Origin of the sequence: Actinoplanes sp. HUAS TT8 (assembly GCF_051380535.1) — a bacterium.
Taxonomy (GTDB): domain Bacteria; phylum Actinomycetota; class Actinomycetes; order Mycobacteriales; family Micromonosporaceae; genus Actinoplanes.
On record NZ_CP195646.1, the window covers coordinates 7,514,443 to 7,540,359 of the forward strand.

Annotated in this window: 20 protein-coding genes; 11 read left to right on the plus strand and 9 right to left on the minus strand. The window is 72.0% G+C overall.

The features are described 5' to 3' along the window. Window positions 1-54: 54 nt before the first annotated feature. Window positions 55-675 carry a DUF3043 domain-containing protein gene (locus tag ACSHV8_RS33125; RefSeq protein WP_436522211.1) on the plus strand — a complete coding sequence of 207 codons (621 nt, stop codon included), beginning with the start codon at window positions 55-57 and terminating at the stop codon, window positions 673-675. Between the two features lie 60 nt (window positions 676-735). Here the strand turns inward: ACSHV8_RS33125 and ACSHV8_RS33130 are convergent, their stop codons facing one another. Further along, the gene (locus ACSHV8_RS33130) at window positions 736-1,044 is read right to left on the minus strand and encodes an AzlD domain-containing protein (RefSeq protein WP_436522213.1); all 309 of its coding nucleotides are present in this window, start codon (window positions 1,042-1,044) and stop codon (window positions 736-738) included. Beyond that, window positions 1,038-1,787 carry an AzlC family ABC transporter permease gene (locus ACSHV8_RS33135; RefSeq protein WP_436522215.1) on the minus strand — a complete coding sequence of 250 codons (750 nt, stop codon included), beginning with the start codon at window positions 1,785-1,787 and terminating at the stop codon, window positions 1,038-1,040. The genes ACSHV8_RS33130 and ACSHV8_RS33135 overlap by 7 nt, the downstream gene beginning before the upstream one ends. Before the next feature lie 70 nt (window positions 1,788-1,857). Here ACSHV8_RS33135 and ACSHV8_RS33140 point away from each other — a divergent pair, with 70 nt between their 5' ends. Beyond that, window positions 1,858-2,415 carry a helix-turn-helix domain-containing protein gene (locus tag ACSHV8_RS33140; RefSeq protein WP_436522217.1) on the plus strand — a complete coding sequence of 186 codons (558 nt, stop codon included), beginning with the start codon at window positions 1,858-1,860 and terminating at the stop codon, window positions 2,413-2,415. On the opposite strand, the gene ACSHV8_RS33145 is transcribed toward ACSHV8_RS33140, so the two are convergent. Genes ACSHV8_RS33145 through ACSHV8_RS33155 form a run of 3 tightly spaced genes read right to left on the minus strand, consistent with a single transcriptional unit; the run spans window position 2,399 to window position 5,014 of the window. Then, entirely contained in the window at window positions 2,399-3,358 is a 960-nt protein-coding gene (locus tag ACSHV8_RS33145; protein WP_436522219.1) for an ABC transporter ATP-binding protein, read from the minus strand. The genes ACSHV8_RS33140 and ACSHV8_RS33145 overlap by 17 nt on opposite strands. Continuing rightward, window positions 3,355-4,161 (minus strand): ABC transporter permease, encoded by an 807-nt coding sequence (locus ACSHV8_RS33150; protein WP_436522221.1) that lies wholly within the window; start codon window positions 4,159-4,161, stop codon window positions 3,355-3,357. Before ACSHV8_RS33150 ends, ACSHV8_RS33145 begins: the two co-directional genes overlap by 4 nt. Then, window positions 4,154-5,014, minus strand: coding sequence for an ABC transporter permease (locus tag ACSHV8_RS33155; RefSeq protein WP_436522224.1), 861 nt, complete (start codon window positions 5,012-5,014; stop codon window positions 4,154-4,156). The genes ACSHV8_RS33150 and ACSHV8_RS33155 overlap by 8 nt, the downstream gene beginning before the upstream one ends. 1,839 nt (window positions 5,015-6,853) lie before the next feature. On the opposite strand from ACSHV8_RS33155, the gene ACSHV8_RS33160 reads away from it, so the two are divergent. Together ACSHV8_RS33160 and ACSHV8_RS33165 are read left to right on the plus strand one after the other, a co-directional pair. Continuing rightward, a complete protein-coding gene (locus ACSHV8_RS33160; RefSeq protein WP_436522226.1) occupies window positions 6,854-10,945 on the plus strand; it encodes a WG repeat-containing protein in 4,092 nt (1,363 codons plus the stop codon). 9 nt (window positions 10,946-10,954) lie between these two features. Beyond that, complete coding sequence (locus ACSHV8_RS33165; protein ID WP_436522228.1) at window positions 10,955-11,953, plus strand: aldo/keto reductase family protein; 999 nt, start codon at window positions 10,955-10,957, stop codon at window positions 11,951-11,953. Between the two features lie 16 nt (window positions 11,954-11,969). Here the strand turns inward: ACSHV8_RS33165 and ACSHV8_RS33170 are convergent, their stop codons facing one another. After that, window positions 11,970-12,785: a site-2 protease family protein gene (locus tag ACSHV8_RS33170; RefSeq protein ID WP_436522230.1), complete on the minus strand. Its 816-nt coding sequence runs from the start codon at window positions 12,783-12,785 to the stop codon at window positions 11,970-11,972. A 1-nt stretch (window position 12,786) separates the two neighbouring features. After that, window positions 12,787-12,984, minus strand: a complete 198-nt coding sequence (locus ACSHV8_RS33175; protein WP_436522232.1) for a hypothetical protein — start codon at window positions 12,982-12,984, stop codon at window positions 12,787-12,789. Between the two features lie 82 nt (window positions 12,985-13,066). Here ACSHV8_RS33175 and ACSHV8_RS33180 point away from each other — a divergent pair, with 82 nt between their 5' ends. Next, complete coding sequence (locus ACSHV8_RS33180; RefSeq protein ID WP_436522234.1) at window positions 13,067-15,037, plus strand: bifunctional adenosylcobinamide kinase/adenosylcobinamide-phosphate guanylyltransferase; 1,971 nt, start codon at window positions 13,067-13,069, stop codon at window positions 15,035-15,037. Further along, entirely contained in the window at window positions 15,034-15,768 is a 735-nt protein-coding gene (locus ACSHV8_RS33185) for an adenosylcobinamide-GDP ribazoletransferase (RefSeq protein ID WP_436522236.1), read from the plus strand. The genes ACSHV8_RS33180 and ACSHV8_RS33185 overlap by 4 nt, the downstream gene beginning before the upstream one ends. A gap of 738 nt (window positions 15,769-16,506) precedes the next feature. Here the strand turns inward: ACSHV8_RS33185 and gcvT are convergent. After that, on the minus strand, window positions 16,507-17,592 hold the full coding sequence (gene gcvT, locus ACSHV8_RS33190; protein ID WP_436522238.1) for a glycine cleavage system aminomethyltransferase GcvT: 1,086 nt from the start codon (window positions 17,590-17,592) through the stop codon (window positions 16,507-16,509). A 121-nt stretch (window positions 17,593-17,713) separates the two neighbouring features. Here gcvT and ACSHV8_RS33195 point away from each other — a divergent pair, with 121 nt between their 5' ends. Next, window positions 17,714-19,246: a leucyl aminopeptidase gene (locus ACSHV8_RS33195; protein WP_436522240.1), complete on the plus strand. Its 1,533-nt coding sequence runs from the start codon at window positions 17,714-17,716 to the stop codon at window positions 19,244-19,246. 24 nt (window positions 19,247-19,270) lie between these two features. Here ACSHV8_RS33195 and ACSHV8_RS33200 read toward each other — a convergent pair whose 3' ends face one another. Continuing rightward, window positions 19,271-19,591, minus strand: coding sequence for a hypothetical protein (locus tag ACSHV8_RS33200; RefSeq protein WP_436522242.1), 321 nt, complete (start codon window positions 19,589-19,591; stop codon window positions 19,271-19,273). A gap of 163 nt (window positions 19,592-19,754) precedes the next feature. Here ACSHV8_RS33200 and lpdA point away from each other — a divergent pair, with 163 nt between their 5' ends. From lpdA to ACSHV8_RS33220, 4 genes are all read left to right on the plus strand, one after another. After that, the gene (gene lpdA, locus ACSHV8_RS33205) at window positions 19,755-21,146 is read left to right on the plus strand and encodes a dihydrolipoyl dehydrogenase (RefSeq protein ID WP_436522244.1); all 1,392 of its coding nucleotides are present in this window, start codon (window positions 19,755-19,757) and stop codon (window positions 21,144-21,146) included. 69 nt (window positions 21,147-21,215) lie between these two features. After that, entirely contained in the window at window positions 21,216-22,988 is a 1,773-nt protein-coding gene (gene sucB / locus ACSHV8_RS33210) for a 2-oxoglutarate dehydrogenase, E2 component, dihydrolipoamide succinyltransferase (RefSeq protein ID WP_436522246.1), read from the plus strand. A 91-nt stretch (window positions 22,989-23,079) separates the two neighbouring features. Next, entirely contained in the window at window positions 23,080-23,997 is a 918-nt protein-coding gene (locus tag ACSHV8_RS33215; protein WP_436522248.1) for a TIGR01777 family oxidoreductase, read from the plus strand. A 30-nt stretch (window positions 23,998-24,027) separates the two neighbouring features. After that, window positions 24,028-25,911 (plus strand): DUF2079 domain-containing protein, encoded by a 1,884-nt coding sequence (locus ACSHV8_RS33220; RefSeq protein ID WP_436522250.1) that lies wholly within the window; start codon window positions 24,028-24,030, stop codon window positions 25,909-25,911. Window positions 25,912-25,917: the final 6 nt, after the last annotated feature.

Consider the following 25,917-nt stretch of genomic DNA (forward strand, 5'->3'; position numbering starts at 1 on the left):
TGCGATCAACGGCGCGGTGTGCGACACACCGCGCCGTTTGGCTACGCTCGTGTCGTGTCCCCGCTGTTTCGCCGTAAGGCTGCCGACCTCGTCGAAGACGCCACCGCCTCGGTAACCGAGGAGGCGTCGGCCGACAACCGCCGCAAGAGCTACACGCCCAGCAAGAAAGAGCTGGGCGTGGTCACGCCGAAGCGCGCCCCGCAGGGCCGCCGCGTGGAATCGGCGCCGGCCGACCGCAAAGAGGCGATGAAGCTGATGCGCGAGAAGCAGCGCGTCGAACGGGCCGAGGCGTCCGAGGGCATGCGCAACGGCGACGAGCGGTATCTGCTGGCCCGCGACCGCGGCCCGGAGCGCTCGCTGGTCCGCGACATCGTCGACTCACGGCGTACCGTCGGATCGTTCTTCATCGCCGGCGCCGTGATCGTCATGATCGGCTCGGTGGTCCGGAACACGAACGTCCAACTGGCCAGCAACGTGCTGTGGGCGCTGCTCGCCCTGGCCGTGGTGGTGGACAGCATCTTCATCTCGCAGCGGATCAAGAAGACGGTGAAGTCGCGCTTCCCGGAGTCGACCCAGCGGATGGGGTCGCTGTATCTGTACGGGGTGATGCGGGCGCTGACGTTCCGGCGGATGCGCGTCCCGAAGCCGAAGGTCGAGCTCGGCGCGAAGATCTGAGTCCAGCTTTCCGAGGCCCCGGCGCTGTCTGCGCCGGGGCTTCGCGCTTTCCTGCCCCGGCTAGGGGACTCCGGCCAGGCGGAGGAGGGCGGCCGTTGCGGCGGCGGCGATGACGACCAGGATGAACGGGGCTTTGCGCCAGGCCAGGAGGGCGCCCACGGCCACGCCGGCGGGGCGGGCGACGCCGGCGAAAGCGGTGCCGGCCATCAGGGCGGCGGTTCCGGCCAGGGCGGCGAGCAGGGCGGCGGCGGCCATCGGGAGCAGGCGCTGGAGTGCGGGCGAGAGTTCCAGGCGGTCGCGGAGCAGGACGCCGCCGAGGCGGATCGCGTAGGTGCCTACGCCGAGGGCGATGATCGCGGCGATCAGCATGGGTTCCTCCCTGAGACAGGCCCCTCGACGTCCGACAAGTGTGATTTGTCGGACCGGGCGGGTGGTTTGACGGCGGGGCTCCGGCGGGCGGGGCGCAGGAGGACCAGGAGACCGAGGAGGGCGGCCAGGACCGGGAGGCCGGCCGGGAGGATCGGGGTCAACAGGACGGCCAGGGCGGCGCCGGTGAGGGCGACCCGGCGGGTGTCGCGGTCCTTCAACGACGGCAGGATCAGGGCGAGCAGCGCGGCCGGGAACGCCGCGTCCAGGCCGAACGTGTTCGGGTCGCCGGTGACGCCGCCCAGCAGGACGCCGAGGACGGTGCCGGCGTTCCAGGAGATCACCAGGGCGACGGCGACCGTCCAGTACGTGCGGCGGCGGGCCTGCGGGGTTTCCTCGGCCAGGGTGAACGCGACCACCTCGTCGGTCATCAGGTGACTGCCGATCAGGCGGTCGCGCCATCGGGGGCCGAGGGTGCCGGCGACGGCCAGGCCGAACGGCAGGTGGCGGGCGTTCAGCAGGAGACCGGCGAGGACGGCGGCCACCGGGTTGCCGGCGGCGAACAGGCCGACCGCCAGGAACTGGGCGCCGCCGGCGAACACGACGATCGACATGAGTGGCGGCAGCCAGGGCGGAAGTCCGTACGCGATGGTGATGGCGCCGAACGACGCGCCGGTGGCCAGGGTCGCGGCGGCCAGGGCAGCCACGTCGCGGGGACGGGCTCGCGTTCGATATACCGTACTCATAGTTCGTCATGCTGAACGACACACCGAGCGTTCGTCAAACCGAACGACCCGACCGATGGAGCGAACACTGATGGATCAACCGGCGCCGCCGCTCGCCGTCATCGCCGCCGCGCTGCGCCGTGAGCGGGATCGGGCCGGCATCTCGCTGGCCGAGCTGGCCCGCCGCGCCGGGCTCGCCAAGAGCACGTTGTCGCAGCTCGAAGCCGGGGCCGGGAACCCCAGCATCGAGACCCTGTGGGCGCTCGGGGTCGCGCTCGGGGTGCCGTTCAGCCGGCTGGTCGAGCCGGAACCGACCCGGGTGCGGGTCATCCGGGCCGGCGAGGGCGCGACGCGGCTGCGGGCCGACCGGGCCGACTTCGTGGCGACCCTGCTGGCGACCGGGTCACCGCACGTACGGCGGGATCTCTATCTGATGGAGCTCGAGCCCGGCGAGGCCCGGGAGGCCGAGGCGCACATCCCGGGCAGTGTCGAGCACATCGTGGTCGGGGCCGGCCGGATCCGGACCGGGCCGGCCGAGGAGCCGGTCGAGGTCGGGCCGGGCGACTACGTGACGTTCCCCGGCGACGTGCCGCACCGCTACGAGGCGCTCGAACCGTCCTGGGCGGTGCTGGTCATGGAACATCGGTAGCGGTGTAGAGACGGGCCACCACGTCCTCGATGTCGGGCTCGACGACCGACAGGTCACGGATCGGGACGGCCGCGACCAGGCCGGCCACCGCGGCGCCGGCGGTGGCGCCGTCCAGGGCGAAGGTGACCCGGTGACGGTCGGCCTCGGTGGCGACCAGGGTGGCACCGGGCAGGGTGAAGTCGAGTGGGAGCGGGGACGCCAGGTCGGCGACCAGGCTGCGGCGCGAACCGTAGCGGGAGTGCAACGCCTCGATCGTGCCGTCGTGCACCACCCGCCCGTGGTCGATCACGATCAGGCGCTCGCACAGGCGCTCGATGTCGGCCAGGTCGTGGGTGGTCAGGACGAGCGTGACGTCACCGGTCGCGCCGAGCTCGGCCAGGAACGAGCGGACCGCCTGCTTGCTGACCACGTCCAGGCCGATCGTCGGCTCGTCCAGGAACAGCACCCGCGGGCCGTGCAGCAGGGCCGCGGTCAGCTCGCCGCGCATCCGCTGACCCAGGGAGAGCTGGCGGACCGGGGTGTCCAGGAAATCGTCCAGGTCGAGCAGGTCACGGCAGCGCCGCAGCCGGGCCGCGTGGTCGGCCGCGGGGACCCGGTAGATGTGCCGGAGCAGGGCGAACGACTCGTGCAGGGGCAGATCCCACCAGAGCTGGGAGCGCTGCCCGAAGACGACGCCGATGCGCAGCGCCAGCTTCGTGCGCTGCGGGACCGGGCGCAGGCCGCACACCTCGACCTCGCCGCCGGACGGGGTGAGCACGCCGGTCAGCATCTTCAGGGTGGTGGACTTGCCGGCCCCGTTCGGCCCGATGTAGCCGACCATCTCCCCCGCACCGATGTCGAGCGAGACGCCGGCGACCGCTTCGACGGTGCGTTTCTCACGGCGGAAACGGCCGCTTTTCACCCGTACGGCGAAATCTTTGGTCAGGTCCTTGGTTTTGATCATGAGCCGGTGCTCCTGTACTGACGGATGCCGATGCGCCAGACGACCGTGGCGATCGTGGCGGCGACCATGGCGACCAGGGGTGACGCGAAACCGGCCCAGGCCGGCAGGCCGAGCGGATCCGGGCGGCCGAGGAGGGCCAGCGCCGGTTGATAGGCGACGAAGGCGAACCCCAGCGCGTACGCGAAAAGGCTGCGGAACGTCGTGCCGTAAACCGTGATCGGGTACGAGGCGAAGTCGCGCCCGCCATAGGTGAACGCGCTGCCGATCTCCCCCGACTCGACCCACCAGAACGCCAGGCTGGCGCTGATCACGAAGATCGAACTCATGAACACGGCACACGACAGCGGCGCCAGGGTGATCAACAACACCCGGGCCGGCGTCCAGTCGACGTCGTTCACGACGACCGCCGTGACCAGCACCCCGAACCCGAACACCACCCGCAGCACCTTGCGGATCGGCATGTCCATGAGCAGCAGCTGAGGCAGCGCGCCGAGCGGGCGGACCAGCACCGCGTCCAGGGTTCCGGCGCGGACGTACGTCTTGAGCCGCTCCACGTTGCCGACGGCGAAATCGGCCAGCGCGAACCCGGACGACACGATGCTGGTCATCAACAGCGCCTCGGAGAGGTCGAAACCGCCGATCCGATCCGTGGCGCGGAACAGCACCAGGATCGCGAGCAGGTCGAACGCGGTCGCACCGATGTTGCCGACCATCTCGACCAGGAACGACGCGCGGTAGGAGAAAGCCGAGCGCGCCTGGGCGCCGGCCAGCGCCGCATAGGCCCGGAACTGCAGGTCAGCCACCCTGCACCACCAGACGGCGCTCGGCCCGCTTCTGGACGACCCAGGCCAGTGTCAGAAGTACGACGGCCCACCAGGCCTGGAGTGCGACCAGCCCCGCCTGCAGGCCCGGACCATCCCGCTCGGCCGCCACGTCCAGCGGCGTCTGCAGAATGCTCGGCATCGGCGTGCCCAGCCACAACGCGACCGTCAGCCCGTGCGGGAGCAGGCGCAACGGGAAATACAGGCCACCCAGCACGCCCGCGCCGAGCACCCACAGCAGGATCGGGCCCCGGGCGTCGTGCAACCAGTAGGCGGTCGCGTTCACCAGATAGCGGCAGCCGAAACTGATCACCACCGCGAGCAGCACCGACATCAGGAACAACGGCACGGTCGTCCAGCGTGTCGGCATCCGCAACGGGAAACACAGGGCGCCGACGACCACCGGCGCGATGAACCGGGTGAGCATCGCATGGCCGGCCCGGCCCAGGTCAGCGGCCAGATAAGCGATCAACGGGGGCACCGGACGTAACAGATCGGCCGCGACGTCGCCCGTCCGGATGCGTTCGGCGAGCTCCGACCAGGCCCACAACATGACTACGCTGAGTAATCCTTGCCCCAACCACACGTACGTGGCGAGTTGCTCCGTGTCGTACCCGGCGGGCTTGCCGCCGAGTGTGCTCGCCGCCACCGCCAGCAGGACATAGCACCGCAGGTAGCCGAAGACTATGTTGGTGAACGTTCCGGCTATGGTGGCCTGACGATAGGTGGTGTACCGCCGGAAACCCGACCCGACCAGTGCACCGAAAGTAGTAATCGAGCCGCGCAACGGACCGTCCGGAGAGATCGTGAGCACGCTGGCGTCCTTCCCGGCCACGCCGCTAGTCTCCTTTCCACCAACCCGCAGTGGAGCCGGGAGACTGTACCCGGGTCCCCGGTCGGCCACGGCTCGATTTTTTGACACCCTGGAGTTCGCCGTGACGGAGCGTTGCCAATCGCCGGGCCCGGTCGCCCGATGAACGGTTGGAGCTCCCGCCCGGGCGCGGAAGGCTGGGACGACGAACCGGCGTGGGTGTACGAGATCACCTGGGAATGGGAACCACTCCCCGGTCAGCGCTATCCGGGCGACCCCGGGCGCCGCAAGGCCGTGCACACCCCGGTCTACGAGGCGTCCCGCGGCGGGCAGTCAGGATCCGCGCCGGTCAGCTCCGCTCCAGGAAGCGGCGCGGCGCAAGGTCGCGGCCGGGTTCCGGCTGAAGATCCGCAGAGGTACGGCGGGGCGCCGCGCGACTCGCGAGACGATCCGTCGTGGAATCGGCCCAACCCGTATGGGGAACAGCGGCGAGGGGCCGCGCCCGTTTATGGGCGTGGGGCGCCTTCCGTTCCGGTGAACCCTGGACGGGTGCCCGGAGCGTCGGCACCCGTTTCGCCCGGGCGGCCGTCCTCGGGGCCGGTTTCGCCGGGGCGGCCTGGGGTTTCCGGGGCGGCTCGGGTTCCGCAGGGTGGGGGGCCTGGGGGCCCTGGTGGGTCTGGGGGCCCTGGTGGCCCTGAGCGTGGTGGACAGCGGCCGGAGAACTGGGGTGGGCGGCCTCCGCAGACTCAGCCCGGGTCGCCGCACTCTCAGCCCGGGCCTCAGCAATCTCAGCCTGGGCCTCAGCAATCTCAGCCTGGGTGGAATCGGGAAGGATTCGGGCCGCGGCCGGTCTCGCCGGCCGGGCAGGCCGCCGGTGGGCCAGGGCGTGGAGGCTTCGGGCCCGGGCAGGCTCCGGCTGCTGCTCGGGGTGGGGCTCCGATGCCGCCCGGTGGGCGTGGTCCGGGTGGTCCTGGGCAGGTTCCCCCTGGGCAGATGCCGCCCGGTGGGCAGGTTCCACCCGGGGGTCAGCAGCAGCGGTACGGCGGGTTCCCGCCTCCGCACGAGCAGCAGCCCGGGTATCAGGGGCGGCCGCCTCAGCACGGTGGGCAGCCTCATGGTGGGCAGCAGCCTCAGCACGGGGGTCAGCCTTCACACGGCGGGCAGCCTCAGCACGGTGGGCAACCTCTTGGTGGGCAGCAGCCCCAGCACGGTGGGCAACCTCTTGGTGGGCAGCAGCCTCAGCACGGGGGTCAGCCTTCGCATGGGCCTCGGCCCGGTGAGCAGCAAGGGCGGCCTGGGCCTCGGCCGGTCTCCCCGGCCGGGCCGACCTACGGCAGCGCTCGGCCGGCTCCGCCGGAGGCGTTCCCGACCCGGGCGGGGCGCGATGGGCGTACGCCCGATTCGCCGTTCGATCTGCGGCCCGTTCCGCAGGATCGGAACAGTCCCGCGCCGGCGCGTCCGGCTGCCCAGCCGACCCGGATGACTCCGCAGCAGCCGGCAGTTCAGCCCTCGGCGATGTACCCGGGTCAACCTGGGCAAGGGAATCCGCCCTACCGGCGGGACGAGCACGAGTGGGGTGCCAGCCAGCCGGTCTCCGGGGTCGCCTCGGCTCCGGTCTCCGGCATCGCCGGTCCCGGCGTCGCTCCCGTGTCCGGGATCGCCGGCGCCGGCGTTGCGCCGGTCTCCGGTGTTGCGCCGGTCTCCGGTGTTGCGGGTCCGGGGGTTGCTCCCGTCTCCGGCATTGCGGGTCCCGGGGTTGCTCCGGTCTCCGGCATTGCGGGTCCCGGGGTTGCCCCTGTGTCCGGCATTGCAGGGCCCGGGGTTGCTCCTGTGTCCGGGATCGCCGGGCCCGGGGTTGCGCCCGTGTCCGGGATCGCCGGGCCGGGGGCCGCGTTCGGTGGGCCGATTCCTGGGGCGGCCGCGCCCGTGTCCGGGATGGCCGCGCAGGCTTCCGCTGGTCCGGCGCCGGTGGCCGAACCTCGGCGGGCCGAGAACGAGTACGAGGAGCGGACGCGGCCGTTGGATCCGCGGCGGGCCGGGTATCCGGGGCAGGCCGCGCAGGTACGGCCGGCCGATCCGGTCGCGCCGGCGGCCGGGGAGGATCCGACGCGGCCGTTCGACCCGCGACGGGTGGATCTCGCAGGAGGCGCGCAAGGGGGCGCCCCCCGGCGGGCCGAGCATCTTCAAGGACCGCACCGGCCGGAGGACCGTACCCAGGCAGTGGACCTGCGGCGGGTGGATCTGGGCTCGCCCGGGGGAACTCAGCCGCGGCACGGTGGGGCACCGTTCCCGCCCGAGGAGCGCACTCAGGCGATCGACCCTCGGCGGGTCGGGCCGGGGATGCCGATCGAGCCGTTCGCCGGGCCGGACACCACCGCTCCGCGGGCAGCATTCGCGGGGCCGGACACCACGGCGCCGGGTGGGGCGTTCAGCGGGACGGAGACGCCGGGGACGGTGGCCGGTGGGGCGGAGGCCCCGGTTACCGGGGTTCCGTTCTCGGAGGGCGCACCTCAGGGCGACGGCGAGGCCGAGGAGCCTCGCGGGCTCGGCTGGCTGCTGTCGATGAGTGGGCTCGGGGCGGAGACGCCCGTGCCGGACACCTCACCGTTGGCGCCCGAGCCGGTGGTCGAGGTCGTGGAAGTGCCGAAGCCGGCCGGATGGTTCGCGGCCGAGGAAGGTGCGGACGGCGAGTCCGCGCAGGAGGCCGGCGACGGCGCTGAGGCTGCGGAAAGCGCCGAGGTCGCTGTCGGGACGGACCTTGTCGACGCGGCCTCTGCCGGGGCGGACTTTGTCGACGCGGCCTCTGTCGGCGTCGAGACCGGTGCTGAGGCCGAGGTTGCCGGCGCGAACGGTTCCGACGCGGCTGTTGTCGAGGCCGGCGTGGTGGACGGCGGGTCGGATGCTGCGGCGAGCGATGCCGAGATCACGCAGGCACGGCTCACGGTGCCGGTGGGCGAAGTTGACGACGTTCGGGCCGGGCTGACCGATCCGGAGATCACGCAGACGCGCCTCGGCGCGGACTCGGCGGGTCAGGGTGCTGAGGCCGGTGAGGTCGAGGTTACGCAGGCTCGTCTGACGCTGGACGGGGTCTCGGGTGGCGTCGGGTCGGCCGGGGATGACGGTGACGTCGCGGAACCGGTGGTGGCGGCTGAGGATCAGCACGGTCACGCGCGGGGCGAGGATACGCTGGCCGGGGACGTTCCGGAGTGGATCGCCGCTGTTCAGGCCGGGTATGGGCGGCACGAGCGGTCCGGGGTCGACGAACGGCCGGGGCGGCACGAGCAGCCGGTGGCCGAGTCGTCGGCCGGTGCGCACTTCGCTGCCGAGGAGGCGGTCGAGGACGCCGCGGATGAGGAACCCGTCATCACCGTGGTGACGCATCTCGCGGAGGCGGTGGCCGAGGACGCGGCACCGGTTGAGCCGGGTGCGGGACGGTTCCAGTCGCCCACCGTGGCGATGCCGTTGATCGCGGCTCGTTCGGCTCTCGCGGCCGAGTCCGTGGACCAGCAGGCCGACGTCTCCCCCGACCAGCCGGTCAGTGCTGTACCCGCACCGGTCAGCGCCGCACCCGTCGTCACGAGCCAGCCGATCAGCGCGGCGCCTGCGTTCACGGCCGAACCGGTCAGCGCCGCACCCGCGTTCACCAACGTGCCCGTCAGTGCCGCGCCCGCATTCACCGCCGAACCGGTCAGCGCGGCGCCTGCATTCACAGCCGAGCCCGTCAGCGCGGCGCCGGCGTTCACGGCCGAGCCGGTCAGCGCGGCGCCGGCTGTCACGGACGAGGACGACGACACGCGCGGGGCCGGCGATGAGCTGGGCGGCGCGGCGGCGGTCGTCCTGGACGAGCCGGTCAGCGGGGCGCCGTTGTTCGGGGGCCGCCTGGCCGGTGCGGAATACGACCTGACCGACGAAAAGGTCAGCACGCATCTGCCCGAGCCGGTCAGCGCGGCGCCGGTCTACACGGACGAGACGGTCGGCGGGCTCGGGCCCGCGCCGGTCAGTGCCGTGCCGGTCGGCGTGGACGGGACGGCCGGCGCGAGCGGGGCCGTCGGCGCGGTGGAGACGCAGGTCGCCGCCGGGTCCGAGGGCTTGACGGCCGCGGCTGATGAGCTGGACGGCGGGGTGGAGCGAGACGGCGGCGCCTCGGCCGGTACGGCGAGTGCTGGTGCGGGACCGGCGTCCGGGGACGCCCACGACACGTCCGAACCGGGGTCGACCGCTGCGCACCACCACAACGGGACCGGGCCGGCCTTCGCGCTCGCCGGTGACACCGTGACCGAGACGGCCGCCGCCGTCCCGGCAATCGTGGATGCGCCCGCCGCCGCCGGAACGGACAGCGAGTCCGCGCCGGTCGATCCGATCGCGGAGACTCCGGCCGCGCAGAGCCCGGCGGTGGAGACTCCGGCCGCGCAGGTTTCGGCCGTGCCGACAGCAGCGGAGACCCCGGCCGTGGCGACACCGGTCGCGGAGACTTCGGCTGGGCAGGCGCCGGCCGGGGAGACGCGGGAGGCTGAGGGGTCGGAGACGACGGGCGCGGGTCCGGAGTCCGGTTCCGGGGCGGAGGCTGGTGCCGGGCACGGTGCTGACGCCGTACGCGCAAATGAAGTTGATCTTCTGCCGATCCGGCAGCGACGGAATCAGCAGGCGCCGGCCGACCGCAGGCGGGCCGACCCGGAGCAGATCCTGGCCGCCTACCCGTGGATGTTCGATCCGCAGACCCTGCGTGAGCAGCTCGACGAGCCGGAGCGGCTCTGGGACGTGGCCGACCGGCTGACCGACCGGCTGGAGTTCGCCGAGCGCGACAGCGTGCGAGCCGGCCTGCTCAGCCTGCGCGCGGTCGTCTCGCGGGTCCTGGGTGAGCTGGACGACGCGCTGGCCGACGGGCGGGAGGCGTTGCGGCACGCCGAGACCTCGGGTGAGGCGCGGACGGTCTCGGTGGCGCAGGCGCGGCTGGCCCACGTGCTGCAGTGGCGGGGCGAGTTCGACGAGGCCGACCGGCTCTACGCGAAGGCCGACTCGCCGGAGTTGCCGGCCCGGCTCCGCGCGGAGATCTACGAGCTGGCCGGGCGGTCGGCGTTCGAGCAGGGCCGGTTCCTGGAGGCGGTGAACCGGTTCGAGCGGGCGCTGGACCTGTGCCAGGACCGTGATCCGGAGCTGGTCGAGCGGATCGAGCTGGCGCTCGACGTGATCGCCCGCCGGTCCGGGGACGGCTGGGGACCCTACCCGCGGCGCCGTGAGGAGCTGCTGGAGCTGCCGGCCGCGCCGCTGCTGCTGCCGGACGAGGGCGCCGGGCTGTGGGGCTACGCGGCGGCCGTGGAACCGCGCTACGCGCAGGCGCAGCCGTTCGCCGAGGGTGTCGCCTGGGTGCGCCGCCCGGATTCGCCGGCGTGGGAGCTGATCGACCCGTCCGGGGCGGTGGTGATCGGAGCCGACTCCGGTTATCTGGCCGCCGACCGGTTCTCCGAGGGCCTGGCCTGGGTGACCCGGGATCAGGACGGCGGCTGGTTCGCGATCGACCGGGAGAACCGGCTCATCGTGCCGGGCGGTTTCGAGGACGTACGGCCGTTCCGCCGCGGCCTCGCGCTGTTCCGGCGCGGCGGCGGCTGGGGCGCGATCGACCGGCACGGGCGGATCGCCGTGCAGCCGAAGTGGCGGCAGGTCGCCACCGTGCTCAGCACCGGCGGCCCGATCGACGGCTTCAGCGACGAGGGTTTCGCGGTGGTGGACGCGGGCGCCGGTTTCGGTGTCATCGACCGCACCGGCCAGCTGGTGATCACCCCGGGGCACAAGGCCGTGGTGATCCACCCGTCGGCGTTCCTGATCGCCGACGACGCCGGTCGCTGGGGTGCGCTGGACCGGCAGGGGCAGCCGCTCGTCGAGACCCGGTACGTGGATCGCGCCGAGGCGGTCGAGGAGGTCGTACGGCTGCGGCCGGACGCTCGACCGGTTCTGTAGGTTCAACCCATGGAGTTCCGTCATCTCGGCCGTTCCGGCCTGCTCGTCAGCGAGATCGCCTACGGCAACTGGATCACCCACGGATCCCAGGTGGAGGAGGAGGCCGCGCTCGCGTGTGTGCGCGCGGCCCTCGAGTCCGGGATCACCACGTTCGACACCGCCGACGTCTACGCCGGCACCCGGGCCGAGGAGGTGCTGGGCCGGGCGCTGAAGGACGAGCGGCGCGACGGCCTGGAGATCCTCACCAAGGTCTTCTGGCGGACCGGGCCGGGCGCCAACGACAGCGGCCTGTCCCGCAAGCACATCATGACGTCGATCGACGGGTCGCTGCGCCGGCTCGGCACCGACTACGTCGACGTCTATCAGGCTCATCGGTACGACCACACGACGCCGCTCGAGGAGACCATGGAGGCGTTCGCCGACGTGGTGCGGGCCGGCAAGGCGCACTACATCGGGGTGTCCGAGTGGGACGCCACGCAGATCCGCGCGGCCAAGGTGCTGGCCGACGAGCTGAAGGTCCGTCTGGTGTCGAGCCAGCCGCAGTACTCGATGCTGTGGCGGGTCATCGAGGCCGAGGTGGTGCCGGCGTCGCAGGAGCTGGGCCTGGGTCAGATCGTCTGGTCGCCGATGGCGCAGGGCGTGCTGACCGGCAAGTACAAGGCGGGCGAGCAGCCGCCGGCCGGTTCGCGGGCCACCGACGAGAAGTCCGGGGCCAACTTCATCGCCCGCTGGATGACCGACGAGGTGCTGAACACCGTCGCCCGGCTGCAGCCGCTGGCCGACCAGGCCGGGCTGACCATGGGTCAGCTGGCGATCGCCTGGGTGCTGAGCAACCCGAACGTCTCGGCCGCGATCATCGGGGCGTCCCGGCCCGAGCAGGTCCGGGACAACGTGAAGGCGTCCGGGGTGAAGCTGGACGACGGGCTGCTGAAGGCCATCGACGAGATCGTCGACCCGATCGTCACCCGGGACCCGGCGCTCACGACCAGCCCGGCCAAGCGGCCGTGAGCACCACCCCGATCCGCTAGCTCCAGAAACGCATCAGGTCGAAACCGTCCGACACCAGGCCGGGATGCAACTGGAGCAGCTCCGCGATCCAGGTGACCAGCCTGGAGAAGTACGTGCCGAGCTCGGTCTGCCACAGCGCCACGAACAGCAACAGGAACCCGAACGGGGCGAACGTGTCCCAGGCGCGCCGGTAGGCCGGGCTCAGCCACGGCCGCAGGATGCTGCCGCCGTCCAGACCGGGGATCGGCAGCAGGTTCAGCACGCTCGCGGTGATCTGCAGGAACGCGACGAGCGAGAGCGCCTGCCAGAACTCCGGGTGATCGGTCACGATGAACGCCCGGGTGCCGGTCTCGACGATGTCCGGCCCCAGGCCCACGATGAACGGCAGGGCCGCCACCAGCGCCAGGACGACGTTGGCGAGCGGACCGGCCGCGCTGATCAGCGAATCCTTGAGCCTGCTGTTGATGTACCGGTGATCGATCCAGACCGCGCCACCGGGAAGACCGATGCCGCCCAGGATCACCACGATCACCGGGAGCACGATGGACAGCAGCGGGCTCGTGTACTTCAACGGGTTGAGCCGTAGATAACCCCGGTCGGCCACGGTCAGGTCGCCGGAGAAGAACGCCGAGACGGCGTGCGCGTACTCGTGCAGGCACAGTGAGACCAGCCAGCCCGAGACGACGAACAGGAACGCGTCGAACCCGACGTTGCCGAACTTCGACCAGACCAGGTAGCCGCTCACCGCGAAGATCGCGACGATGCCGACGAAGACCGGGCTCGGGACGAACGCGTTCCTCGGGGTGCGCGTGTAGACCGGTTCGTAGGTCACGTCACTCCGCCGGCTGCAGGCTCATCTGATAGTCGACCCGGTCGTCCTCGACCAGCGTGACCGTGCTGACCCCGGACGCCTGCAACTGACGCCACTCCTGGCCGATCCAGGACTCGGCGTCGGCCTGGCTGCTGAACGTCTCGGCCGGCCCTTCGACCGATTTGCCGTCGACGTCCTCGTACCGCCAACTCCACGGCATTGAGCCGCCCCCTCACGTCGTACGTCGGTGGCCTTCCACCCTACGGCGTGCGCTTGTGCGGACCGGCTCTAAGGTACGGGGCATGTCCGAAGATCGGTGGAACACGGTCCTGGTGCTCGGTGGGATCCGCTCCGGCAAATCCGCGTTCGCCGAATCGCTGGTGGCGGACGCGCCGGCGGTGCGGTATGTGGCGACCGCGGTCGGCGGTGAGGACGATCCGGAGTGGCTGGCCCGTATCGAGGAGCATCAACGTCGACGGCCGCAGTCCTGGACGACCGAGGAGACCGGCGCCGACCCGGCCCGGCTCACCGAGCTGCTGTCGTCCGCGAAGCCCGACGACACACTGCTCGTCGACGACCTGGGCGGCTGGGTGGCCGCGGTGCTCGACCCGGCCCGCCAGCCCAATGACGACGAGGCCGACGTGGCCGCGCTGGCCGAGGCCGTGCGCGGCTGCGCCGGGCGGGTCGTCCTGGTCAGCCCCGAGGTGGGGCTCTCGCTGGTTCCGGTGACGCCCGTGGGCCGGGCGTTCGCCGACGCGCTGGGGAGCACGAACCAGGCGCTGGCGGAGGCCGCCGACGGCGTGGTTCTCGTGGTCGCCGGCCAACCGACCTGGCTGAAAAATCTTTCTTCGCGTACGGCGGTGGCCCCCGCCCCCGAACCGGTTGTCTCCGCGGCGGCGGCTCCCCGGCCGGCCCCTTCGGTCACGGCCACGCCCGCGCCCCCTCCCCCGCCCGCCTCGTCGCCGACCTTCGTCACGCCCGAGGCCGACCCCGCCTTCGTGGCCGCGCCGGTCGCGGCCACCGTCGTCGCGCCCACACCCGTCGCCGACCCGGTGCCGCCGGTCGCCGACGCGCTGGGCGGCATGACCATGAGCCTGCCGCTCGTCGCGTCCGGGCTCACCAAGATCCAGCCGGGCATGGACCTGCCGCTGCCGGACAGCGACGCCGGCCCGGACGCCCGCGAGCGCCTGGAACGGATCGACCTGCCCGGCGCCGGGCTGGGCCGGGTCCGCGAGGCGATCGAGTTCGCCGCCGGAACCCAGGAGACCATCACCCCGCAGCCCTGGTCGTCGGTCCGGGTCCTGGTGATCTCCGGCCGGCACGGCGGCGGCGCCGCGGCCGGCGCCGACCCCCTCGACGCCGAACGCCGGGTCGCCGAGACCGAACTCGGCATCGGCCTGCTGGGCCGGCTGGCCGGGCAGGCCGGCGCCGACATCGCCGTCCTGCGGGTCCGGTCCTCCGGCGCCATGGAGGACGGCCCGGTCACCGAGGGCCACGCGGTCGACGCCGCGCTGCGCCAGGGCTGGCAGCTCGCCGACGAGGCGGCCGACGCCGGGCGGGACGCGCTGCTGCTGGCCGGGATCGGGGTCGGTGTGGAAGCGGTCGCGACCGCGGTGCTCGCCGCCACCACCGGCGCCGAGGCGGCCGCCACCCTGCCCCGGGTGCTGCTGCCCGGTGGCCGGTTCGACGACAACGCCTGGATGGTGCGCTGCGCCGCCGTACGGGATGCCCTGCACCGGATCCGTCAGGAGCCGCGCGGCGCCCACGACATCCTGCGCGAGATCGGTGGCCTGGACCTCGCCGTGGCGACCGGCGTGCTGCTCGGCGCGGCCGCCCGGCGCCTTCCCGTCCTGGTCGACGGGCCGCTGGGCATCGCCGCCGGGCTGATCGCGCGGGACCTGGCCGGGCAGACCCGGCACTGGTGCCTGCTGCCCGAGGCCGGGACGCTGGCACTGGTCAAGCAGGGCGCGGACGTACTCGGCCTGACGCCCGTCCTGGAACTCGGGCTCGACCTCGGCGAAGGGGCGAACGCCCTGGCCACGCTGCCGCTGCTGCGGACCGTGCTCGGGCTCGCGGCGGCGTTGCCGGTGCACCCGGCACTGCTCGCCGAGCCCGGCGACGACGGCCTCTCGGACGAACTGGCCGAGGAGACCGGCGGTCTCGACGACAGCTACGACGACGGGATCGACGAGGAGGAGCCGACGACAGTGCTCCCCCGCGGCTTCGGCAACCCCGCGCCGGACCCCGAGGACGGCGCGGCCGGGCGCTCGTGACCGGGCGGGTGGCCGACGGGCTGCGGCTGGCGGTCACCACGTTGACCGTGCTGCCCGTACGCGGCGGCCGGGTGGATCGACCCACCGCGGCCGTGGCCATGAGCGTGGCGCCGCTCGTCGGGGCGTTGCTCGGGCTGGTGCTGGCGGGCGTGGACGAAGGGCTGGGGGCGCTCGGCGCCCCCGGTCTGGTCGCCGGCGGGGTGACCGTGGCGGTGGGCGCGCTGCTGACCCGGGGGCTGCATCTGGACGGGCTGGCGGACACGGTGGACGCGCTGGGGTCCTATCGCTCCGGGGCCGATGCGCTGGAAATCATGAAAAAGCCTGACATCGGGCCGTTCGGTGTGGTGGCACTGGGGACCGACGTGCTGATCCAGGCCGCGGCGATCGCCGCCCTCCCGTGGTGGGGGATTGTGCTGGCCTGGACCACCGGGCGGCTTGCCATCTCGGTGGCCTGCCGTCGCGGAGTGCCGCCGGCCCGGCCGGGAGGAATGGGGGCGATGGTTGCCTCTACGGTTCCCACGCCGGTGGTGGTGATCTCTGCGGCACTTGTGGTGGGGGCCGGGGTATCGGCTGGCTGGCAAGGGGTGGCCGGGGTGGTGGTGGCGGTGGGAGCTGTGGGTCTGCTGGTGCGGCACTGCACTCGACGGTTCGGGGGGATCACCGGGGATGTGATCGGGGCCTGCGTTGAGGTGGCTACGGCTCTTACACTTTTGGTGCTGACTTTGGGCTGATATCCACAGTGATGGCTTGTCCACAGGGCGCGGGCGGGATCTTGGATTTTCCTGCCACACTGGAATTGGGGGGCGCCCCAAAGGATGCGGGCCTCCCAGCAGCGGCGGGCTCCCCGGTTTTCCGGTCGGCGTCGCTCACGGCCGTGGGTGGTTGCGGTTTTGCATCCCAGCCACCATTCGCTTCGGGTCACTGTCCCGGCCGCCACGAGCGGCCCGCTGCTGGTCACCCTTTTCCAGCCCGCTTGGGTACGGACTCAGCCCCGCCCCAACCGCACCCGCCAAGCCCCACCCAGCCCTCACCGCCGGCCCGCTGGCCCGCACGGTCGAACCCCGCTCGGCATACACCCGTCAGCACCAGCCGAGCCCAGCCAGCTGGCACTGAGGGCGCCACCAGGGCCCGGAAACAGCACTGAACGCCAGCCGAGCCCAGCCAGCTGGCACTGAGGGCGCCACCGAGGCCCGGAAACAGCACTGAGCACCAGCCGAGCCGAGCGAGCTGGTGCTGAGGGCTGCTTCCGGGGCCCGGAGACAGCCCTCAGCGCCAGCCGCGCCGCGCCGGCTGGTGCTCACGGTCGGGGAACGAGCCCGGACCAGCCGCCAGGGCCGGCTGCGGGGTGGGGGCTGGTGCTCACGGTCGGGGAAAGAGCGCGGGACAGCTGTCAGCGCCGGCTGGGCCGGTGCCGGCGGGAGTGGCGGGATTCGGCGGGGGCCGCTACGGGCGTACGCGCGAAGGGTTTGTCATCGGACCGAGGGCTGGACGAACGGGGGCTTGACCAGGCGCGCCTCGACCCGGCGACCGCGGATGTCGATCTCGACCAGGTCGCCGTCGGCCAGGGCCGGGGCGGTGTCGATCAGGGCCAGCGCGATGCCGATCTTCTTGGTCGGGGAGAACGTGCCGCTGGTGGTCTCGCCGACGGTGCGGTCGCCGGCCAGGATCGGCATGTGGCCGCGCGGGATGCCGCGGCCGGTGAGTTCGAGGCCGCGCAGCTGGCGGCGCGGGCCGGCGGTTTTTTCGGCGAGGAGGGCGTCGCGGCCCCAGAAGGCCGGTTTGGACCAGCCGACGGCCCAGCCGGAGCGGGCCTGGACGGGGCTGATGTCCAGGGACAGTTCCTGACCGTGGAGCGGGTAGCCCATCTCGGTGCGGAGGGTGTCGCGGGCGCCGAGGCCGCACGGGCGGACGTCGGCGGCGATGATCGCGTCCCAGACGGTGGTCGCGGCGTCCCACGGGACAACCAGTTCGTAGCCGTGTTCGCCGGTGTAGCCGGTGCGGCAGACGACCAGCGGTGCGCCGCTGAGCGTGGCGGCGGTGAACGACATGTAGTCGTGGTCGGTGGGCAGGCCGAGGGTGTCGAGGACGGCGGCCGAGCGGGGGCCCTGGACGGCCAGGATCGCGAAGTCGTGGTGCAGGTCGGTGACGGTGATCCCGGGCGGCGCGGCCGCGTGCAGGCGGCGGACGACCTCGGCGGTGTTGGCGGCGTTGGGGATCAGGAAGACGTCGTCGGGGCCGTAGAGGTACGCGATCAGGTCGTCGACGACCCCACCGGACTCGTCGCAGCAGAGTGTGTACTGCGCCTGGCCGGGGGCGATGCGGCCGAGGTCGTTGGTGAGGCACGCGTTCACGAAGTCGGCCGCGCCGGGGCCGAGGACGCGGGCCTTGCCCAGGTGGGACACGTCGAAGACGCCGGCCGCCTCGCGGACGGACGCGTGCTCCTTGAGGACGCCGGTGTATTCCAGCGGCATCTCCCAGCCGCTGAAGGGCGCGAACTTGGCGCCCAGCGCGACGTGGCGTTCGTGCAGCGGGGAGCGGTGCGACGCGGCAGACATGAGACTCAACTTACCGGTGACCTTGGCGGTGGTTAGAGTCGCGGGGAATACCAAGCGTTTCCCACCAGCCGGGAGTACCGCCCTGCGGCGGAACCGGCCCAGAACGTCGCGGAGAGTCCGAGTGACCCAGCCCAGCCTGAGCCTGGTCGATACCGACCCGGCCGAATTGGCGGTCGATGCCATCGTCATCGGCCTGCACAGCCAGCCCGACCAGGACGGCGCCCTGCTGCCGGCGTCCGGCGCGGAGAGCATCGCCGCGGCGTTCGACGGGAAGCTGACCGCGACGCTCGCCCTGCTCGGCGCGAGCGGCGCCCCGGGCGAGGTGACCAAGCTGGCCACTCTCGGCACGATCGCCGCGCCGCTGGTGGTCGCCGTCGGCCTGGGTGACGAGCCGTCCGGTTCGGCCCCGGATCTGGAGACGCTGCGCCGGGGGGCCGGTGCGGCGGTCCGCGCGCTGGCCGGCAGCGCGTCGGTGGCGCTGGCCCTGCCGCTGCCGGACGACGCCGACGCCCCGCCGGTGCTGCGCGCCACGCTGGAGGGTGCGCTGCTGGGTGGGTACCGGTTCGCCGGTTACAAGACCAAGCCGCAGAAGGGCCGCCGCGAGCCGGTCGCCGAGTTGCGCATCCACGTGCCGGATGCGGCCGACGAGGCGGCCGCGGCCGAGCTGACCCGGGCCGCGGTGGTCGGCCGCGCGGTCCGGCTGGCCCGCGACTGGGTGAACATGCCGCCGAACGAGTTGCGGCCGGCGGGCTTCGCCGACCGGGTGGCCGAGGCCGCCCGCGAGGCCGGGCTGGGTGTCGAGGTGCTGGACTTCGAGCAGCTCAAGGCCGGTGGTTACGGCGGGATCGTGGCGGTCGGGCAGGGTTCGGAGGCGCCGCCGCGGCTGGTCAAGCTGACCTACACGCCGGAGGGTGTGACCGACCCGAAGCGGGTCGCGCTGGTCGGCAAGGGCATCACGTTCGACACCGGTGGTGTGAGCATCAAACCGGCGGCCGGCATGTGGGAGATGAAGTCCGACATGGCCGGCGCGGCCGCGGTGGGCGCGACGATGCTGGCGATCGCCGCGGTCAAGCCGGGTGTCGCGGTCTCCGGTTATCTGGCGATCGCCGAGAACATGCCGTCCGGGTCGGCGTACCGGCCGGGCGATGTGATCACCATGTTCAACGGCAAGCGGGTCGAGGTGTTCAACACCGACGCCGAGGGCCGCATGGTGCTCGGCGACGCGATCGCCCGGGCCTGCGCGGACGGTACGGACTACGTGTTCGAGACGTCCACGCTGACCGGTGGCCAGGTCATCTCGCTGGGCAAGCGGGTCGCCGGCCTGATGGGCTCGGAGGAGGCGACCGGGCTGGTCAAGGCCGCCGGTGACGTGGTCGGCGAGCCGGCCTGGCCGATGCCGCTGCCGGACGACGTGCGCAAGGGCATGGAGTCCGACATCGCCGACATCTGCCAGACCAACGCGAACATGGACCGGGCCGGGCACATGCTGCAGGGTGGCGTGTTCCTGCGCGAGTTCGTCGAGCCGGGTGTCGAGTGGGCGCACATCGACATCGCCGGGCCGGGTTACCACTCGGGTGAGGCGACCGGTTACTGGACCAAGGGCGGGACCGGCGTGCCGATCCGTACCCTGCTGCACCTGGTCGAGAATCTTTAATCGGACGTACGCCGTCCGGCCTGATCAGGCCGGACGGCGTTTCTGCCGGGCGTTGTAATCGCGCATCCGCTGCGGATATCCGAGCAGCCGGACGTCATAGATCGGCAACGAGAGTTGTTGTGCGAAACGGCGCGCGACCTCAGGGGACTCAATTCGTCGCCGTGTCCATTCCCCATCGTGTGCCACAAGCAACACGGTGGTTTCGGTCACTGTCGTGCGGGGCTCGATGAACGCCTCGACGCCCCGGCGCGAGCGGACGAACTGCGTGAGATGCTCCAGATCGGCCTGATCCACTCGCCGCCCGCCGGGCCCACCGGTACGGGGTCGACGCCGAAACCAAGCCACTGCTCCTCCTCGCGCTGAATGCCGCAAGGGTACGACGAGCCGACGTGTCTTGGGGCACCTGGCTGCATTGAGCGGGTCTCCAAGTGACAAGATGTCCGAGACGGGACTGTGACCGTTTCCATTGTGTGACCCACATGGCGACGACTCGACTACTGGAGTCAACGTGAGCCAGCCGAACGGCGGAACCTTCGACATCGTCATTCTCGGCGCGGGCAGCGGCGGCTACGCGGCCGCGCTGCGCGCCGCCGAACTGGACCTCTCCGTAGCGCTGATCGACAAGGCCGAGCTGGGCGGCACCTGCCTGCACCGCGGCTGCGTCCCGACCAAGGCGCTCCTGCACGCGGCCGAGATCGCCGACCAGACCCGCGAGAGCGAGCAGTTCGGCATCAAGGCCGACCTGGTCGGCATCGACATGGCCGGGGTCAACACGTACAAGGACGGCGTGGTCGGCCGGCTGTACAAGGGCCTGCAGGGCCTGCTGACCCACAACAAGAACATCACCGTGGTGGCCGGCGCCGGCAAGCTGGTGAGCAAGGACACCGTCGAGGTCGACGGGCAGCGCTACACCGGCCGCAACGTCATCCTGGCCACCGGCTCGTACTCGCGGTCGCTGCCGGGCCTGGAGGTCGACGGCACCCGGGTGCTGGCCAGCGAGCACGCGCTGAAGCTGGACCGGGTCCCGTCCTCGGCGATCGTGCTGGGCGGCGGCGTGATCGGCGTCGAGTTCGCCAGCGTGTGGAAGTCGTTCGGCGCCGACGTGACCATCATCGAGGCCCTCCCCCGGCTGGTCGCCGCCGAGGACGAGGACGTCTCGAAGCAGGTCGAGCGCGCCTTCCGGAAGCGGAAGATCAACTTCAAGGTCGGCAAGCCGTTCGAGAAGGTCGAGAAGACCTCGGACGGTGTCAAGGTCACCATCGCCGGCGGTGAGACCCTCGAGGCCGAGGTCCTGCTGGTCGCGGTCGGCCGTGGGCCGACCACCGCCAACCTGGGGTACGAGGAGCAGGGCATCACCCTGGACCGCGGCTTCGTGATCACCAACGAGCGCCTGCACACCGGGGTCGGCAACATCTACGCCGTCGGCGACATCGTGCCCGGCCTGCAGCTCGCGCACCGCGGCTTCGCGCAGGGCATCTTCGTGGCCGAGGAGATCGCGGGCAAGAACCCGGCGGTCATCGACGAGGCCGGCATCCCGCGGGTCACCTACTCCGACCCCGAGGTCGCGTCGGTCGGTCTGACCGAGGCCAAGGCCAAGGAGAAGTACGGCGCCGACAAGGTCACGTCGTACAACTACAACCTCGGCGGCAACGGCAAGAGCCAGATCCTCAAGACCGCCGGCTTCGTCAAGCTGGTCCGGGTGGAGGACGGCCCCGTGGTCGGCGTCCACATGGTCGGCGCCCGCATGGGCGAGCAGGTCGGCGAAGCTCAGCTGATCTACAACTGGGAGGCCTTCCCGGAGGAGGTCGCCCAGCTCATCCACGCCCACCCGACGCAGAACGAGGCGCTGGGCGAGGCCTTCCTCGCGCTCGCGGGCAAGCCCCTGCACGCGCACAGCTGATTCGATTTCGATCGCGTTCACTGAGGCCACGTGAACAAGCCTCATTTGCGTTAAGGAGTTTGGGGAAAAATGCCGACATCGGTAACCATGCCGCGGCTGGGCGAGAGTGTCACCGAGGGCACCGTCACGCGTTGGCTCAAGCAGGAGGGCGAGCGCGTCGAGGTCGACGAGCCGCTGCTCGAGGTCTCCACCGACAAGGTCGACACGGAGATCCCGTCGCCCGCCGCGGGTGTGCTCACCCGGATCGTGGTCGCTGAGGACGAGACCGCGGAGGTCGGCAGCGAGCTGGCCGTGATCGGCGACGAGGGCGACGACGCGGGTTCCGCGGCTCCCGCCCCGCAGCAGGAGGCCCAGGCCGAGCCCGAGCCGGCCGCGCCGGTCGAGCCGTCGACCGAGAAGCCGGTCGAGGCCGAGGCCCCCGCGCCTCAGGCGTCGGGTGGTTCGGCCGAGGGCACCGAGGTGAAGCTGCCGGCTCTCGGCGAGAGCGTCACCGAGGGCACCGTCACCCGCTGGCTCAAGGCCGTCGGTGACTCCGTCGAGGTCGACGAGCCGCTGGTCGAGGTCTCCACCGACAAGGTGGACACCGAGATCCCGTCGCCGGTGGCCGGAACGCTGCTGGAGATCCGGGTCGGCGAGGACGAGACCGCCGAGGTCGGCGGCGTCCTGGCCGTCGTCGGCTCCGCGTCGGCCGCACCGGCCGCGGCTCCGGCCGCCCCGGCGCCGGCGCCGCAGCAGGCCAAGCCCGAGCCCAAGCCCGAGCCGAAGCCGGAGCCCACGCCGGCCCCGGTCATCGAGTCGAAGCCGGCTCCGGCCCCCGCGCCGGCCGCTCCGGCGCCCGCTCCCGCGCAGCCGGCCGCGCCGGCCGCCGAGACGGTCAAGGCGAACGGCGCCGGCGACGCCGGTTACGTGACCCCGCTGGTGCGCAAGCTGGCGGCGGAGAAGGGCGTGGACCTGTCCTCGCTGACGGGGACCGGCGTCGGAGGCCGGATCCGCAAGCAGGACGTGATCGACGCCGCCGAGAAGGCCGCCGCGGCCAAGGCCGCTCCGGCTCCGGCCGCCGCCGCTGCCGCCCCGGCCGCCGAGGCGCCCGCCGCCAAGGCCAAGCCGGAGCCGAGCCCGCTGCGGGGCCGCACCGAGAAGCTGACCCGTATCCGGGCCACCATCGCCCGGCGCATGGTCGAGTCGCTGCAGATCTCGGCGCAGCTCACCACCGTCGTCGAGGTGGACGTCACCAAGATCGCGCAGCTGCGGAACAAGGCGAAGGCCGACTTCCAGGCCAAGCACGGCGTGAAGCTGACCTTCCTGCCGTTCTTCGCCCTGGCCACGGTCGAGGCGCTGCAGCAGCACCCGGTGGTCAACTCCTCGATCGACGTCGAGGCGGGCACGGTCACCTACCACGGCTCCGAGCACCTGGGTATCGCCGTGGACGCGCCGAAGGGCCTGGTCGTCCCGGTCATCAAGGACGCCGGTGACCTGAACCTGGCCGGTCTGGCCAAGCGGATCGCGGACGTCGCCGACCGCACCCGCAACAACAAGATCGGGCCGGACGAGCTCGGTGGTGGCACGTTCACGCTGACCAACACCGGCAGCCGGGGCGCGCTCTTCGACACGCCGATCATCAACCAGCCGCAGGTCGGCATCCTCGGTCTCGGCGCGGTCGTCAAGCGCCCGGTGATCGTGAACGACCCCGAGCTGGGCGAGATCATCGTGCCGCGGTCCATGGTCTACCTGGCGCTGAGCTACGACCACCGGATCGTGGACGGTGCCGACGCGGCCCGCTTCCTGGGCACGCTCAAGGAGCGTCTCGAGGGCGGGCACTTCGAGGCCGACCTCGGTCTCTGATCCACATTCAGGAAGACCGGTTGCGCGTACGCCGTACGCGCAACCGGTTTTTTGTTTTGGTTTGAATGATCTCCGGGCAAGAATCGAAGTCATGCGGATCGTCATGGCCGGCGCGTCCGGCTTCCTGGGTGCCCGGCTCGCCGACAGGTTGCGCCGGAGCGGCCACGACGTGGTTCGGCTGGTGCGACGACCGGCCGCCGGCTCGTCGGAGATCACCTGGACCCCGGGGCAGGGGCGGCTGGAACCGGCGGCGCTGGCCGGCGCGGATGCGGTGATCAACCTGTCCGGGGCCAACGTCGGCGGTCGCCGCTGGACCACGGCCTACAAGAACACGTTGCGGACCAGCCGGTTGGACACCACCGACACGATCGCCCGGGCCCTGGCCAAGCTGCCCGAGGGCGATCGCCCGCGCACGCTGCTGCAGTCGTCGGCGGTCGGGTGGTACGGCGACACCGGCAACCGCGAGGCGGGCGAGGAGTCCCCGGCCGGTACGACGTTCCTGGCCGATCTCTGCCGGGTCTGGGAGGCCGCCGCCCGCCCGGCCGAGGACGCCGGTGTCCGCGTCGTGCTGCTGCGCACCGCGCCGGTGCTGGACCGGCAGGGATCGCTGCTGAAACCGCTCCTGCCGGTCTTCAAGCTGGGCGGCGGGGCCCGGATCGGCGGCGGCCGGCAGTGGATGGCCTGGATCGCGCTGGCCGACTGGCTGGGCGCGGCCGAGTTCCTGCTGGAGCGCGAGGACGTGGCCGGCCCGGTCAATCTGGTCTCGGCCGCGCAGTGCACGAATCTCGATTTCACCCGGGCGCTGGCCCGCCGGCTGCGTCGCCCGGCGTTGCTCAGCGTGCCCGGTCCGGTGCTCGATCTGGTGCTGGGCGAGTTGGCCGGGGAGGCACAACGGAGTCAGCGGGTGATTCCCGGCGTACTACGCAATGCCGGGTTCTCCTGGAGGTATCCGGACATCGAGTCCGCGCTGGCCGCCGCTCTGCAACCGCAACCGGCGATCACTCACTGATCCGTGGCTCGCGCTGCTAACCTGCGCGTGATGTCCGTCGCCGCCCCCGCCCCCGCCGCCTCCGCCGATCCCCCCTCCGAGTCCACGAGCGTGCCCACCGAGAAGGCACGCGAGTGGCCCGTGCACCTGAGTTTCGCCGTCGTGGCGATCTCGTTCGCGGTGTACGTCACGAGTGGCCTCTGGCGTGACCCGTACACCCACGTGCTCTCCGACAACGTCGGTGATCAGGCCTTCTTCGAATGGCTGATGGGGTACGGGTACTACACCGTCACCCAGGGATCGGACCCGTTCTTCACCCACCTGCTGAACGCCCCGCTGGGCGTGAACCTGGCCGCCAACACGTCGATCACCGTCTACACGGTGCTCTTCACGCCGCTGACCCACTTCGCCGGCCCGCAGGTCAGCTTCGTGACCGTGCTCACGCTGAACCTGGCCGGTTCCGCCTTCGCGTGGTACCTGTTCCTGCGCCGCTGGCTGGTCAAGAACTCGATCGCGGCCGCGGTCGCCGGCCTGTTCTGCGGCTTCGCGCCCGGCTTCATCTCGCACGCCAACGGGCACCTGAACTGGACCGCCGGCTGGGTCGCCCCGGTCGTGGTCTGGCAGGTGCTGAAGCTGCGCGAGCCGGGTCGCTGGCTGCGCAACGGCATCGTGCTCGGGGTGCTGCTCGCGGTCGGCTTCTCGATCGCCGCCGAGGGCCTGTTCTTCACGGCCCTGGCCAGCGGCGTCTTCATCGTCGTGTGGTCGATCGCCCGGCCGGTGCGTCAGCAGGCGCGGGAGGCGCTGCCGACCGTCGCGCGTGCGCTCGGCGTGACCGCCGTGGTCGCCGGGTCGCTGCTGGCGTACCCGCTGTACATGCACTTCGCCGGTCCGCAGACATTCTCCGGCACCGGCTTCAACCAGCGTTACTTCGTCGAGGACGCCGCGGCCTACCTGTCGTTCCCGAGCCGCTCGCTGGCCGGGTTCTTCGGCTGGCACGCCGATCTGGCGCCGAACCGGACCGAGGAGACGTCGTTCTTCGGCGTGCCGCTGGTGCTCCTGATCATCGTCGGGTTCGTGCTGGTCTGGCGCCGGTCGGATCCGGGCCGCCGGGCGACGCTGCGCGCCGTGGCCGTGGTCGGCGTGTTCTTCTTCCTGCTCTCGCTCGGCCCCCGGCTGAACGTGAACAAGCACGAGTACAGCCACGTCCCGCTGCCGTACTCGGTTCTGATGCACTTCCCGCTCTTCGACTCCGCGCTGCCGATCCGCTTCGCGCTGGGCGTGGTCGGTGTCTTCGGCATCCTGCTGGCGCTGATGATCGACCAGGTGCTCAGCCGGCGCCCGTCCAGCGGGCTGCTGAACACGGCGCTGGCCTCGGCGGTCGTGGTCAGCCTGCTGCCGATCGTCCCCCTGCCGGTCCGGATCCAGTACCGCGCCCCCGAGCCGGCGTTCATCGCCGACGGCCTGTGGAAGAAGTACGTGCCCGAGGGCGGTGGGATCACCGCGCTGCCGTTCGCGATGAACGTGACCGCGGACGGGCAGCGCTGGCAGGCGTACACGATGGCCCGGGGCGGGCAGCCGTTCAGCATTCCGGACGGCTACTTCCTCGGACCGCAGACCACCGGCGAAGAGGGCAAGAAGCAGGTCGGCCGGATCGGCGCGCCGCCGCTGGCGACCGACTGGCTGTTCCTGCGGGCCGCCTGGTACGGCTACATCCCCCGCCTCACCAACGCCGACCGCGCCCAGGCCCGCGCCGACTTCCAGTACTGGGGGCTCGACGCGGTCTTCCTGGCACCGCAGATCACCGGCTCGGACCACCAGACGCTGAACCAGCCGGCGGTCGAGGCCGCCGCCCGGGAACTGCTCGGTGAGCCCGAGGAGGTGGGTGGCGTGCTGGTGTGGCGCATCCGTCGCGGCACGGACCCGGTGGATCGCTGAGTACTG